The sequence below is a fragment of the Variovorax atrisoli 110B genome (assembly GCF_000382045.1).
Taxonomy (GTDB): domain Bacteria; phylum Pseudomonadota; class Gammaproteobacteria; order Burkholderiales; family Burkholderiaceae_C; genus Variovorax; species Variovorax atrisoli.
This window is the reverse complement of record NZ_KB907451.1, coordinates 432583-445845: the sequence shown is the minus strand read 5'-3', so window position 1 is coordinate 445845 and position 13263 is coordinate 432583. Positions and strand designations below refer to the sequence as shown.

Annotated in this window: 14 protein-coding genes; 8 read left to right on the top strand and 6 right to left on the bottom strand. The window is 69.1% G+C overall.

Going from position 1 to position 13263, the window contains the following annotated elements; translation table 11 throughout:
* The first annotated feature begins 134 nt into the window (after window positions 1-134).
* The 8 genes from G369_RS0110120 to G369_RS0110085 all read left to right on the top strand — a co-directional run bounded on the left by G369_RS0110120 (window position 135) and on the right by G369_RS0110085 (window position 7693).
* A complete protein-coding gene (locus tag G369_RS0110120; RefSeq protein ID WP_019653885.1) occupies window positions 135-956 on the top strand; it encodes a creatininase family protein in 822 nt (273 codons plus the stop codon).
* Window positions 953-1780, top strand: coding sequence for an ABC transporter ATP-binding protein (locus G369_RS0110115; protein WP_019653884.1), 828 nt, complete (start codon window positions 953-955; stop codon window positions 1778-1780). The genes G369_RS0110120 and G369_RS0110115 overlap by 4 nt, the downstream gene beginning before the upstream one ends.
* Window positions 1758-2648, top strand: coding sequence for an ABC transporter permease (locus G369_RS0110110; protein ID WP_020723021.1), 891 nt, complete (start codon window positions 1758-1760; stop codon window positions 2646-2648). Before G369_RS0110115 ends, G369_RS0110110 begins: the two co-directional genes overlap by 23 nt.
* A gap of 129 nt (window positions 2649-2777) precedes the next feature.
* Window positions 2778-4160 (top strand): FAD-binding oxidoreductase, encoded by a 1383-nt coding sequence (locus G369_RS0110105; protein WP_019653882.1) that lies wholly within the window; start codon window positions 2778-2780, stop codon window positions 4158-4160.
* Between the two features lie 59 nt (window positions 4161-4219).
* Window positions 4220-5248, top strand: coding sequence for an ABC transporter substrate-binding protein (locus tag G369_RS0110100; protein WP_019653881.1), 1029 nt, complete (start codon window positions 4220-4222; stop codon window positions 5246-5248).
* Between the two features lie 165 nt (window positions 5249-5413).
* Entirely contained in the window at window positions 5414-6004 is a 591-nt protein-coding gene (locus G369_RS0110095) for an NAD(P)H-dependent oxidoreductase (RefSeq protein WP_019653880.1), read from the top strand.
* 37 nt (window positions 6005-6041) lie between these two features.
* Window positions 6042-7007: a PDR/VanB family oxidoreductase gene (locus tag G369_RS0110090; protein WP_019653879.1), complete on the top strand. Its 966-nt coding sequence runs from the start codon at window positions 6042-6044 to the stop codon at window positions 7005-7007.
* Window positions 7004-7693 carry a TetR family transcriptional regulator C-terminal domain-containing protein gene (locus tag G369_RS0110085; RefSeq protein ID WP_019653878.1) on the top strand — a complete coding sequence of 230 codons (690 nt, stop codon included), beginning with the start codon at window positions 7004-7006 and terminating at the stop codon, window positions 7691-7693. The genes G369_RS0110090 and G369_RS0110085 overlap by 4 nt, the downstream gene beginning before the upstream one ends.
* 108 nt (window positions 7694-7801) lie before the next feature.
* Here the strand turns inward: G369_RS0110085 and G369_RS0110080 are convergent, their stop codons facing one another.
* From G369_RS0110080 to denD, 6 genes are read right to left on the bottom strand one after another with little or no spacing between them, the layout of a single operon-like run.
* Entirely contained in the window at window positions 7802-8257 is a 456-nt protein-coding gene (locus tag G369_RS0110080; RefSeq protein WP_019653877.1) for a RidA family protein, read from the bottom strand.
* Window positions 8254-9453 (bottom strand): amidohydrolase family protein, encoded by a 1200-nt coding sequence (locus G369_RS0110075; RefSeq protein WP_019653876.1) that lies wholly within the window; start codon window positions 9451-9453, stop codon window positions 8254-8256. The genes G369_RS0110080 and G369_RS0110075 overlap by 4 nt, the downstream gene beginning before the upstream one ends.
* Window positions 9450-10271, bottom strand: coding sequence for a 2-oxo-tetronate isomerase (gene otnI, locus G369_RS0110070; RefSeq protein ID WP_019653875.1), 822 nt, complete (start codon window positions 10269-10271; stop codon window positions 9450-9452). The genes G369_RS0110075 and otnI overlap by 4 nt, the downstream gene beginning before the upstream one ends.
* A gap of 12 nt (window positions 10272-10283) precedes the next feature.
* Complete coding sequence (locus tag G369_RS0110065) at window positions 10284-10955, bottom strand: class II aldolase/adducin family protein (RefSeq protein ID WP_038114379.1); 672 nt, start codon at window positions 10953-10955, stop codon at window positions 10284-10286.
* Between the two features lie 8 nt (window positions 10956-10963).
* Window positions 10964-12235 carry a 3-oxo-tetronate kinase gene (otnK, locus tag G369_RS0110060; RefSeq protein WP_019653873.1) on the bottom strand — a complete coding sequence of 424 codons (1272 nt, stop codon included), beginning with the start codon at window positions 12233-12235 and terminating at the stop codon, window positions 10964-10966.
* A gap of 5 nt (window positions 12236-12240) precedes the next feature.
* On the bottom strand, window positions 12241-13254 hold the full coding sequence (gene denD / locus G369_RS0110055) for a D-erythronate dehydrogenase (RefSeq protein ID WP_019653872.1): 1014 nt from the start codon (window positions 13252-13254) through the stop codon (window positions 12241-12243).
* Window positions 13255-13263 lie beyond the last annotated feature (9 nt).

Sequence of the window (13263 nt, the reverse complement as noted above, 5' to 3'; positions counted from 1 at the left end):
GACCGTTCGGATGAATTTGATGGCACGCGGCTTGCATGAGGAAAATCGCCGGGTATCCACGTATATCCGCTCTTTTTTGACCGCATGGATAATTTAAGCCACCGCCACACCAGGCGCCACGAGGTACACCCGCGATGAATCCGCCTCCCCTGCGCAGCCGCTTCTGGTCCGACCTGACCAGCGAAGAGTTCTCCCGCCTCGACCGCGAACGGCTCATTGCCGTGCTGCCGGTGGGCGCCACCGAGCAGCACGGCCCGCACCTGCCGATGTCGACCGACACCGCCACCATCGACGGCATGGTGCGCGCCACGCTGCCGCACCTGCCCGACGACCTGCCGGTGCTCTTCCTGCCCACCGTGCCCTACGGCAAGAGCAACGAGCACTCGCGCTACCCGGGCACGCTCACCGTGTCGGCGAACACGCTGATCTCGATGTGGAAGGACATCGGCGCCTGCGTCGCGAAAGCCGGCGTGCGCAAGCTGGTGCTCTACAACAGCCACGGCGGCCAGATGAGCGTGATGGACATCGTCGCGCGCGACCTGCGCGAGGAGCACGGCATGATGGTCGTGGCCGCCAACTGGTACACCCTGGGCCTGCCCGAGGGCCTGTTCACCGCGCACGAGGGCAGGCACGGCATCCACGCGGGCGACCTCGAGAGCTCGGTGATGCTGCACCTCACGCCCGACTACGTGCGCCGCGACCAGTTCCGGAACTTCAGCTCGATGACCGAGCAGCTGGCCGCGGAGAACAGGTTCCTCTCGATCACGCCCAGCGGCAAGCTCGGCTGGCAGATGCACGACATCAACCCCGCAGGCGCCGCCGGCGACGCCACGCGCGCGACCGCCGAGAAGGGCGCGGCCGTGCTCGACCACGTGGGCCGCCGCTTCGTCGAGCTGCTGCAGGAGGTCGACCGCTTCCCGCTCTCGCGCCTCGCCAACGAGCCGGCCTGGAAATGAGCACGGAAGCCACCACCGCCGCCGCCGGCGCGCCGCTGGTCAGCCTGCGCAACGTCAGCAAGCGCTTCGCCAACGGCACGCTCGCGCTGCAGGGCATGTCGCTCGACATCGGCGAGCACGACTTCATCAGCTTCCTCGGCCCCTCGGGCTGCGGCAAGAGCACGGCGCTGCGCCTCATCGCGGGGCTCACGCGCATCAGTTCGGGCGACATGCACTGGGGCGGTGCCGCCGCCGGCAACAGCAAGAACGGCAAGAACGGCAAGACCGACCGCGACCTGGGCTTCGTGTTCCAGGAGCCCACGCTCATGCCCTGGGCGAAGGTGTTCGACAACGTCTGGCTGCCGCTGAAGCTGGCCGGCACCGGCCGCGACGCGGCGGCGCCGGTGGTGAAGCAGGCGCTGGAGATGGTCGGCCTCTCGCGCTTCGCCGACGTGTACCCGCGCGAGCTTTCCGGCGGCATGAAGATGCGGGTGTCGATCGCCCGTGCACTGGTCACGCACCCGCGCCTGCTGCTGATGGACGAGCCGTTCGCCGCGCTCGACGAGATGACGCGCATCAAGCTCAACAACGACCTGCTGGCCATCTGGCGCGAGCACCGCTTCTCGGTGGTGTTCGTCACGCACAGCGTGTACGAGTCGGTGTATCTGTCGAACCGCATCGTGGTGATGGCCGCGCGGCCCGGCCGCGTGATCGACGAGATCCGCATCGACGAGCCGTATCCGCGCGGCGAAGACTTCCGCACCTCGACCCGCTACAACGCGCACTGCACCGCGGTGTCGCAATCGCTGCATGGAGCCCTGCATGGCCTCGACATCGATCACTGAGACCCACGCGGCCGCCCCTCTCGCGGAAGCCGACGCCGCGCCCTCCGAGGCTTCGCTGCGCGCGCACGAGGACCGGCTGCGCCGGCGCGAGTCGATGCTGCGCATCGCGGTGCCCGCGGCCATCGTCGCCCTGCTGCTGCTGGCGTGGGAATGGACCGTGCGCGCCAACAACATCCCGCACTACATCCTGCCTGCGCCCTCGCTCATCATCCGCACGCTGTTCGACAACTGGGAATCGCTGTCCAGCGCGCTGTGGTTCACGGTGAAGCTCACGCTGCTGGCGCTGGTCGCTGCCATCGTGGGCGGCGTGCTGCTGGCGATCGCCTTCGCGCTCTTCAAGTGGGTGGAGATCGGCCTGTTCCCCATCGCGGTGATCCTGCAGGTCACGCCGATCATCGCGATCGCGCCGCTGATCCTGATCTACGTGTCGAGCACCACGGCGGCGCTCCTGCTGTGCGCGTGGATCGTGGCCTTCTTCCCGATCCTGTCGAACACCGTCATCGGGCTGAAGAGCGCCGACAGCAACCTGCGCGACCTGTTCCAGCTCTACAAGGCCTCGCCCTGGCAGACCTTCCGCTACCTGCTGGCGCCGAGCGCGCTGCCCTACTTCATGGCGGGCCTGAAGATCGCGGGCGGCCTGAGCCTGATCGGTGCGGTGGTGGCCGAATTCACGGCCGGCACGGCGGGCAAGGAGACGGGGCTGGCCTCGCGCATCCTCGAATCGAGCTTCCGCACCGAGATCCCGATGATGTTCGCGGCGCTGCTGCTCGTGTCGTTGCTGGGCATCGTGATCTTCATCGTGTTCGCGGCCCTGTCGCGCCTGGTCCTGGGCCACTGGCACGAAAGCGAGATGCGCCGTGAAAGATAGTTGGCTCGCCCCCAGGCTGCGCGCACTTCGTGTCGCTTTGCCAACCCCCTGCCGGGGGCAACACCTGGAGCCCGGCAAAGCCGGTTCCGCGGTGTTCCCTTGCGAAGAGTCCCCCTTGACGGAGCGTCGATGAACTCCGAACACGTTTCCCCTGCAAACGTCGACTGGAACGCCGTGCGCGAGGAACTGCGCGGCCTCAACGTGATCACCGCGCCCGGCCAGCGCAAGCAGCTGTCGAAGGACTTCTACTGGTACAGCCCCATCCTCACCGAGCAGCTCGCGGGCTGCGTGGCCGACCTGGTGGTGAAGGTCGGCACCGAGGACGACGTGCGCCAGGCCGCGGCCGTGGCCGCGAAGTGGAAGCTGCCGCTCACGGTGCGCGCGGGCGGCACCGGCAACTACGGCCAGTGCGTGCCGCTGGAAGGCGGCATCGTGCTCGACGTGACGCAGATGTGCCGCGTGCTCGACATCCGCGAGGGCAGCATCCGCGTGGAGGCCGGCGCGCGCATGCACGACATCGACCTCGCCGCGCGCGAGACCGGGCAGGCGCTGCGCATGTGGCCCTCGACCTGGCACGTGGCCTCCATCGGCGGCTTCATCGCGGGCGGCTTCGGCGGCATAGGCTCGTTCCGCCACGGCATCCTGCGCGACCCCGGCAACCTGCTGCGCGCGCGCGTGATGACGGTGGAGCGCGAGCCGCGCGTCATCGAGCTGCACGGCGACGAGATCCAGCAGGTGCACCACGCCTACGGCACCAACGGCGTGATCCTCGACGTGGAAGTGGCGCTGAGCCCTGCCGTCGACTGGGTGCACTGCACGGTGCTCTTCGGCACCTACCGCGGCGCGCTCGACTTCGGCATCGCCGCGCAGGCGCCTTCGCTCGACATCTTCCTGCTGTCGACGGTGGAGGCGCGCTTCTCGCCCTACTACACGGCCATGCGCGACCGCTTCCCGGCCGACCGGCACGCGGTGTTCGCGATGGTCTCGCCCGAATCGATGGCCGAGTTCCGCGCGCTCGCCGATGCGCAGGGCGGCACCATCTCGGTGGCGGGTACCGAGGCCGAGCTGCTCGCCGACGGGCTGCCTCCCGCCTACGAGTGCGCCTTCAACCACACGACGCTGCAGGCGCTGAAGGCCGACCGCGGCTGGACCTACCTGCAGGTGGCCTACGCACAACCCTTCGACCCGGCCGTGGTCGAGCGGCACCTTGAGATCTTCGGCGACGACGTGCTGCAGCACCAGGACTTCGCGCGCGCCAACGGCGAATGCGGCACCTTCGGCATCCTGCTGGTGCGCTGGAAGGGCAAGGCCCACCAGTACGAGGTGATCCGCGAGATCGAGTCGCAGGGCGGCTGCGTGATCTTCAACCCGCACGTCGTCACCATCGAGGACGGCGGCATGAAGACCATCGACACGAAGCAGATCGAGTTCAAGAAGCGCAGCGACCCGATGGGCCTGATGAACCCCGGAAAAACACGCGGGTGGCGCGCCGACATGGCCATCGAACGCTGAAAAGCCTTAGTCTGCGCATCCCTTTCTTTTCAACGAAACCTCCACAGGAGCACGTTCCCATGCGCATCCCCGCATTCACCCTCCGCCCGCTCGTTCTGGGTCTGGCCCTCGCGGGCGCCGCCTTCGCCGTGCAGGCGCAGGAAAAAGTGGTGTTCGCCACCAACTGGAAGGCGCAGGCCGGCCACGGCGGCTTCTACCAGGCGCTGGTGGACGGCACCTACAAGAAGTACGGCCTCGACGTCGACATCCAGCAGGGCGGCCCGATGGTCAACAACAGGCCGATGCTGCCGGCCGGCAAGGTCGACTTCCTGATGACCGGCAACCTGCTGCAGTCCTTCGACAACGTGAAGAACGGCGTGCCCACCGTGGTGGTGGCGGCCTTCTTCCAGAAGGACCCGCAGGCCATGTTCGCCCACCCGGGCCAGGGCTTCGACACCTTCAAGGACATGACCAAGGCGCCGGTGGCCTTCATCGGCAAGGACGGCCAGTTCAGCTTCTGGCAGTGGATGAAGTCGGAGCACGGCTTCAAGGACTCTCAGCTCAAGCCCTACACCTTCAACGTCGGCCCCTTCCTGGCCGACAAGAAGTCCATCCAGCAGGGCTACGCCATCTCGGAGCCGCTGTCGATCAAGGCGCAGGCCGGCTTCGACCCGGTGGTGCAGCTGCTGGCCGACAACGGCTTCTCGACCTACTCGACCACCATCGAGACGCGCGCCGACATGGTCAAGACCAAGCCCGAGACGGTGCGCAAGTTCATCGAGGCCTCGATCATCGGCTGGAACAACTACCTCTACGGCGACAACAAGGCCGCCAACGAGATGATCGCCAAGATCAACCCCGACTCGCCCGTGGCGTCCTCGCAGGGCTCCATCGAGCTGATGAAGAAGATGGGCATCGTCGACAGCGGCGAATCGCTCACCAAGGGCATCGGCGCGATGGACGAGGCCCGCGTGAAGGACTTCTACGACAAGATGGTCAAGGCCGGCCTGTACAAGCCCGGCGAGGTCGACCTGTCGAAGGTGGTCACCACGCAGTTCGTGAACAAGGGCGTCGGCATCGACGTTCGCAAGAAGCTCACGGGCAAGTAAGGCCCCTGCGAAGAACGCATTTTTCCCGCGGGCCGCGCGGGGCTTGCGCCGGGGTCAGATGCCGGCGCCTGGGTTGCCATAAGGCACCGCGCGGCCCTTCACCCCCTGGGCTCTGACCCCGTCTCGCCGGCGGCCGACAACCGCCGAGCGAACCGGCCCTCAACCATGAAAACGCTCGTCGTCCATTGCCATCCGAACCCTGACAGCTTCAACCACGCGCTCTACCGCACCGCCCTCGAGGCGCTCTCGCCGCGACATCCCGTCAAGGCCATCGACCTCTATGCCGAGGGCTTCGACCCCACGCTGACATGCGAAGAGCGCATCGCCTACCTCGACAATCCCGACCTGATCCGCGAACGTGTGAAACCCCACGTCGAAGCGCTGCTGTGGGCCGAGCACCTGGTGTTCGTGTTTCCCACCTGGTTCCACGGGCCGCCGTCGATGCTCAAGGGCTGGCTGGAGCGGGTCTGGCTGCCTGGCGTGGCCTTCCTGCCGGCGGAACGCAAGGGACAGCTCGCGAAGTCGGGCATGCGCCACATCAGGCGGCTCACGGTGGTGACCACCGGCGGCTCGCCGCGCTGGTTCGTGATGGTCATCGGCGATCCGGGCCGGCGCCTCTTCACGCGGGCGCTGCGCGCGCTCTTCGCGTGGCGCTGCAAGGTGACCTGGCTGCAGCTGCACGACATGAACGCCGTCACCGCGAACGACCGCACCCATTTCATCGAACGCGTCTCGCGCAAGCTGAGCAGCATCTAGCAGAAGAGCCACAGACTCCAGAGGGAGACACGAAACCATGAGCCTCGAACGCACGCTCACCGTCCGCGTCGAACGCATCTCGCGCCAGACGCCGGAAATCCTGGCCTTCGAGCTGGCCCACCCGTGGGGCCGGCCGCTGCCCTCGTACGAGGCCGGCGCGCACATCGACGTGCACATGCCCGGCGGCTTCTCGCGCCAGTATTCGCTGGCGCGGGCGCCGTCGTCGGCCAGCGCGCGGCGCTACGTGATCGGCGTGAAGCGCGAGCTTTCCAGCCGCGGCGGCTCGGCCTCGATGCACGAGCGCGTGCGCGAGGGCGACCTGCTGCCGATCAGCGCGCCGCGCAACACCTTCCCGCTGCGCGAGGAGGCCGCGCACCACCTGCTGCTGGCCGGCGGCATCGGCATGACGCCGCTGCTGGCGATGGCGCAGGCGCTGGCCGGGCGCGGCGCCGCCTTCACGCTGTGCGTTTTCGCGCGCAGCGAGGAGCACCTGGCCTTCGCCGATGCGCTGCGCGCGCCGTCGCTGGCACCGCACCTGCGGCTGCACCTCGACCAGGGCGACGCATCGCAGCGCATCGACCTGCGTTCGCTGCTGGCCCAGCGCGCACCCGGCACGCACCTGTATGTGTGCGGCCCCGGCGGCTTCATGCAGGCGGTGCGCGACGCCGCCGCGCACTGGCCGGAAGACGCATTGCACGCCGAATACTTCGCCGCGCCCACCGATGCCGGCGCGGCCGCCGGCCTGCCCTTCACGCTGAAGCTCGCCAAGCGCGGCATCACGGTGCCGGTGGCGGCGGACCAGACCGCCGTCGACGCGCTTCACGAGGTCGGCATCGACATCCCGGTGTCGTGCCAGCAGGGCCTGTGCGGCACCTGCGTGGTCGAGGGCGATGGCGAAGGCGCCGAGCACCGCGACTTCTGCCTGACCGGCAGCGAGCGCCGCCACAAGGTGGCACTGTGCTGCTCGCGCGCCAAGGGGCTGGAACTGGAACTGCAGCTGTGAGCGCGCGTGCGTCTGCCTCCTCCGCCGCGGCTTCCGCCATCACCCAGGAGAACGACGGCGAGGCTCCCGCCACGCGCGGGCGCTCGCGCAAGTACACGCAGGTGCTGGCCCTCATCAACCAGGCCGCCATCGAGGTGTTCGCGAGCGAGGGCCTGGCCGGCGCGTCGACGCAGGCGATCGCCGACAAGGCGGGGCTTTCGAAGGCGCAGCTGCACTACTACATCGACAGCAAGGAGGCGCTGTACCGCCAGGTGCTGCAGGACATCCTCAACGACTGGATCGTGGTGTTCGGCTTCAGCGACGAGGCCTTCGGCCCGCGCAGGGTGCTGGGCGACCTGATCCGGCGCAAGATGATGTTCTCGTTCGAGCACCCGCTGCGCTCGCGCATCTTCACGGCCGAGATGATGCGCGGCGCGCCGGTCATCAACGACATGATGGCAACGAGCAAGCAGCGCACCGAACAGGCTGCCGCCGTCATCCAGAACTGGATGAACCAGGGCCTGATGGACAAGGCCGACCCGATGCTGGTGCTGTTCCACATCTGGGCCGTGACGCAGTTCTACGCCGACCACGCCACGCAGGCCGCCTACTTCCGCGACACCGCGCAGCAGGGCGACGACAAGGACCGGCGCTACCTCATCGAGCAGGTGACGGAGTTCCTTTTGAAGGGCGCGGGCGTCAGGTAGGGCGAGACTTTTCGCGGAACACCGCGGAACCGGCTCTGCCGGGCCGCAGGTGTTGCCCCCGGCGAGGGGGTTGGCGGCCACACGAAGTGGGCAAGCCTGGGGGAGTACCTATTCCGGCAGGTACATGGTCGCCTCGACTTCCACCAGCACCTCGTCGCCCGGCAGGAAGCGCGACACCTCCACCACCGTGCTGACCGGCGGCTCGCCCGGATAGAACAGGCCGCGCACGCGGTTGTAAAAGGCGTAGTGCGGCAGGTGGCGGAAGTACTGCACCAGCTTCACCACGTCTTCCATCGTGCCGCCGTGCTCGGCCGCGATCTGGCGGATGCGCTCGAGCACGAACCAGCTCTGCGCGACGATGGGCGCCTCGAAGACGTCCACCGACATCTGTCCGGTGGCGTAGCCCACGCCCTGCAGCGCGGTGCGCGCTTCTTCCGGAATGGCGTCGTAGCCGGCCACCGCGCGGCGCGTGGCCGGATCGACGGCGACCACGCCGCTCATGAAGACGAAATCGCCCACGCGCTTGGCGGCCGCGTAGTTGGCCATCGGCTTGCCCATGCTCATTGCTCGTTGCTCTCCAGTCGTTGGCCGGCGCGGATGACGGTGCGTTGCCGTCCGCGCGGGCCGATCAGTTCATGTTCCCCGGTGGCCGACAGCACCAGCAGGTCGGCCGGGCAGCCCGGTGCGATGCGCCCGTCCCACGCGAGCCCCAGCGCCTTCGCTGGGCTCACGGTGATGGTGTCGAGCCAGTCGTCGGCCGGCGCGAGGTGCGCCGCCTGCACGCCGAGGCCGAAGGTCTCCAGCAGGTCGTAGCTGCCGTAGGGATAGAAGGCGTCCTGCACGTTGTCGGTCGCCAGGCTCGCACGCAAGCCCCGTGCCGCCGCCTCGCGGATGCGCGTGATGCCGCGCTGCACCGGCGTGCGGTCCCATGCGCCCTGCAGGTAGAGGTTGGTGGTGGGCAGCGCGACGAGGTGGATGCCGGCGCCGGCGCACAGCGCGAGCGTTTCGGCGGCCACGGCGTCTTCCTGCACCGACAGCGAGCAGGCATGGCCGCAGACCACGCCCTGCCCGAAGTCACGCGCACGCACCAGCTGGGCGATGCTGCGCAGGCCAGTGGCCTCGATGTCCAGGCCTTCGTCGACGTGGAAGTCCAGCGCCAGGCCATGCTGCTGCGCAAGGTCGAACACGCGACCCAGCTTGTGGACGATGCCCTCGTTGCGGTAGACGAATGCGCCGAGCACGCCGCCCGCGCGCTTCACCTCGCGCGCGATGCGCTCGCCGGCGTCGATGTCGGCGAACAGGTCGAGCGGCGTGAGCGATACGAACTGCAGCTCGATGCGGCCGCGCCATTCCTCGCGCAGCGCCTCGAACACCGCCAGCGCGGCCGGCGGCTCGGGCTGCACCCAGTCGAGGTGCGTGCGCAGCGCGCGCGTGCCCGACAGCCAGGCATCGCGAAGCGCGCGCTCCATGCGCAGGCGCAGCGACTCGCCGGTCCAGCTCTCGCGATGGCGGTTCATGCGCTCGATCGCGACGAACAGGTTGCCCTGCGCGGCGCCCACATCCTGCACGGTGTAGTTCTTGTCGATGTGCGCATGGGCCTCGACCAGTGCGCTCAGCAGCGTGCCTTTCGCATGCTGCTGCTGCGCGCTGGGCGTGATGGAAGCGACCTTGTCGCCGGCCAGCACGATGTCGAACAGCTGTGCATCGCCCGCCGCGAAGCCACGCAGCGGCGCCGGGATGCGCAGCGCTTCGAGCTTCATGCGTGCCGCTGCCGCCAGTCGCGCAGCCAGCCCAGGCCGGCCGAGGTGCCGCCGGGCTCCGCGCCGCGCTTCGGCCGGTACTCGCAGCCGACCCAGCCCTGCCAGCCGCACTGCGCCGACACCTCGTCGAGCACGTCGAAGAGGTACGGGTAGTTCTGCTCGCCGATGTCGGGTTCGTTGCGATCGGGCACGCCCGCGATCTGGATGTGGCCGACGCGGCCGGTCGGCAGGTACTTGCGGATCTTCATCGCCACGTCGCCCTCGACGATCTGGCAGTGGTAGAGGTCCATCTGCACCTTGAGGTTGGGTGCGCCCACCGTCTCGACGATCTCGTGCGCATGGTCCTGCCGGTTGAGGAAGAAGCCCGGGATGTCGCGCGTGTTGATCGGCTCGATCAGCACGTCGCGGCCTGCCTTGGCGGCCTCGGCAGCGGCCCAGCGCAGGTTGTCGATGTAGACGGGCTGCAGCGCGTCGCGCTGCTGTCCGGCGGGCACGAGGCCGGCCATGACGTGGATGCGCGGGCAGTCGAGCGCCACGGCGTAGTCGATGGCCTTGGCGATGCCTTCGCGGAATTCGGCCTCGCGCCCCGGCAGGCAGGCCAAGCCGCGCTCGCCGCCGTTCCAGTCGCCCGGCGGGCCGTTGAACAGCACCTGCTGCAGGCCGTTGTGCTCGAGCCTGGCGACGATTTCTTCCTTGGTGAAGTCGTAGGGGAAGAGGTATTCCACGGCCTTGAAGCCGTCCTTCGCGGCGGCGTCGAAGCGATCGAGGAAGGCGAGCTCCGGGTAGAGCATCGAGAGGTTGGCGGCGAATTGGGGCATGGGGTGTTTTTACTACCAGCGCGCACCGAAGGTGCGGCGCAGTTCATCGATCTGGTCGGCATCGAGCGGCTCGGGCTTGGCGGCCTGGGCGAGCTGCTGGAGTCTTGCGGTTTCCTCGAGCTCCTCGAGGACGGCCATGGCGGCGGCGGGCGTGTCGTGCCACACGTTGGGGCCCAGGCGCGCGAGCATCACGGCGCGGATCGGCGTGCCGGCGGCGCCGAAGCGCCCGATGGCCTGCGCCACCTGCTCGGCCGCTTCGGGCGCGCCCGGCCGGTGGTACGCAATGACCGGCACATGGCCGACCTTCATCACGAAGTAGGGCGTGAGCGCGGGCAGCAGTTCGTCGCCGGGAGCCTGCAGCGTGAGCGCCACGCAGTGCGTGCTGTGGGTGTGGATCACGCAGGCGGTGTTCGCATCGAACGCGCGCGCGGCAGCGTAGATGCGCGTGTGCAGCGCGATGGTCTTGCTGGCGCGGTCGCCGCCGGTCTGCCGGCCCTGCGCGTCGAGCCGTGCGAGCCGCGCCGGGTCGAGGAAGCCGAGGCAGGCGTCGGTGGGCGTGATGAGGAAGCCGCCGTCGTCCAGGCGCACGCTGATGTTGCCGGCCGTGGCGTGCACATAGCCGCGCTCGAACAGGCTGCGGCCGACGCGGCAGATCTCCTCGCGGGCCTGGTTCTCTGCAGTCATGCTCTCGGTCATGCGAGCACTGTAAATGCCTTGGTGAAGAAATCGTCGCTGCCGAAGTTGCCCGACTTCAGCGCGATGTGCAGGCCGGCCTCGGGTGCGGCTTCGGAGCGCGCATGGCACCACGGCACGCCTGGGTCGATCTGCGGGCCGATCTGCATCTGCGCGATGCCCAGCGCCTGCACGCAGGCGCCCGAGGTCTCGCCGCCGGCCACCACCAGCCGGTGCACGCCGCGCTCGACCAGGCCGCGCGCGATGGCGGCAATCGTGCGCTCGACCATCGCACCGGCCTCTTCCACGCCCAGGCGGCCCTGCACCGACTTCACGGCGCCGGCCTCGGCGGTCGAGTAGACGAGCACGGGACCCTTGTCGATCAGCGGAGCGGCCCACGCCAGCGCCTCGGCAGCGACGTCGACGCCGGCCGCGATGCGCAGCGGATCGATGGCCAGTGCCGCGCCGCCGCGCTGGATGAAATCGAGCACCTGCCGGTTGGTGGCCAGCGAGCAGCTGCCCGAGACCACCGCCGACTTGCCGCCGGCCCTGGGCAGCTCGCTCGCCTGCGACGAGGGCGCGAGGCCGAAGTTGGCCGGCAGGCCGATGGCCACGCCCGAGCCCGCGGTGACCAGCGGCATCTTCGCGAGCGCCGGGCCCATGCGCAGCAGGTCGTCGTTCGACACCGCGTCGACGATGGCGATGGAGACGCCCTCGGCCTTGAGCTGTGCGATGCGCTCCTCGATGGCGGCCGCACCGCGCGCCACCACCGCGTAGTCGACGAGCTCCACCTTGCGCGTGCACTGCGCCTGCAGCACGCGCACGAGGTTCGGGTCGGTCATCGGCGTGAGCGGATGGTTCTGCATGCCGCTCTCGTTGAGCAGCACGTCGCCCGCGAACAGGTAGCCCTTGAACACGGTGCGCTTGTTGTCGGGGAAGGCGGGCGTGGCGATGGTGAAGTCGCATCCCATCGCGTCCATCAGCGCCTCGGCCACGGGACCGATGTTGCCTTGCGGCGTGCTGTCGAAGGTGGAGCAGTACTTGAAGTAGATCTGCTTCGCCCCCTGCGACTGCAGCCAGCGCCAGGCTTCGAGCGACTGCGCGATGGCCTCGGCCGGCGCGATGGTGCGCGACTTGAGCGCGACCACCACCGCATCCACGTCGGCATCGAGCGGGCCTTCGGGCACGCCGATGGCCTGCACCACGCGCATGCCGGCACGCACGAGGTTGTTGGCGAGGTCGGTGGCGCCGGTGAAATCGTCGGCGATGCAGCCGAGCACGAGCTTGGACATGGCGTTCAGTCCTTCAGCGCAAGCTTCACGGCCTGCGCGTTCTCGCGCACGTAGTCGCGCAGGATCGCGTCGAAGCTGGCGTCGGACTTCAGGCCCAGCGCCTCGGCGCGCGCGGCGTGGATGCGGCTGGGCCAGCTGGTCACGATCTTCGCGATGGCGGCGTCGGGCTCCCAGTCGATCAGGCCGGTGGCCTCCTTGCCCGCGATGCGTTCGAGCGCCTGCGCCATCTCGCGCACGGTGGTGGTCAGCGCCGGCAGGTTGACCGCCGTGCGCGCGCCCCATTCGGCGGCGCTGGCGGTGGCCGCGCGCACGATGCCCGCGACGGTGTTGCCGGGCGAGGCCAGCGCGACGGGCGTGTCGGGCGACACGGGGCAGCGTGCGCGTTCGCCGGCCAGCGGCTCGCGCAGCATGCCGCTCAGGAAGCTCGAGGCCGCGCCGTTGGGTCGGCCGGGGCGCACGGACACGGTCATCAGCCGTACGTTGCGGCCCTGCACGAAGCCCTTGCGCGTGAAGTCGGCCACCAGCTGCTCGCCGATGAACTTCTGGATGCCGTAGCTGTTCTGCGGCGTCGGAAGCGTGGTGTCCTCGATGACGGCGGGCAGTCGCTGCTCGGGCGAATCGCCGAACACCGCGACCGAGCTGGAGAACACGAACACCGGCGCATGGCCCGCGCGCCGCGCCGCTTCGAGCAGGCCGCGCGTGGCGTCGAGGTTGCTGCGCATGCCGAGGTCGAAGTCGGCCTCGCACTCGCCGCTCACGGCGGCGGCCAGGTGGAAGACGAGCTGCGTGTCGGCGATGGGCAGCGCGCCGTTCGCGAGCTGCTCCAACAGGTCGCCCTGCACGAACTGCACACGCGCATCGGCCGCCAGGTCGGCAGGCGGCGGCACGCGGTCGGCCAGGGTGATGCGCGAGACGGGCTGCGCGGCCGACCCGGCCAGTGCAAGGCTGCCGCCCGAGAGCAGCGTGCGTGCGAGGCGGGCGCCCAGGAAGCCGCAGCCGCCGGTGATGAGGATGTTCATGGTCGTCTT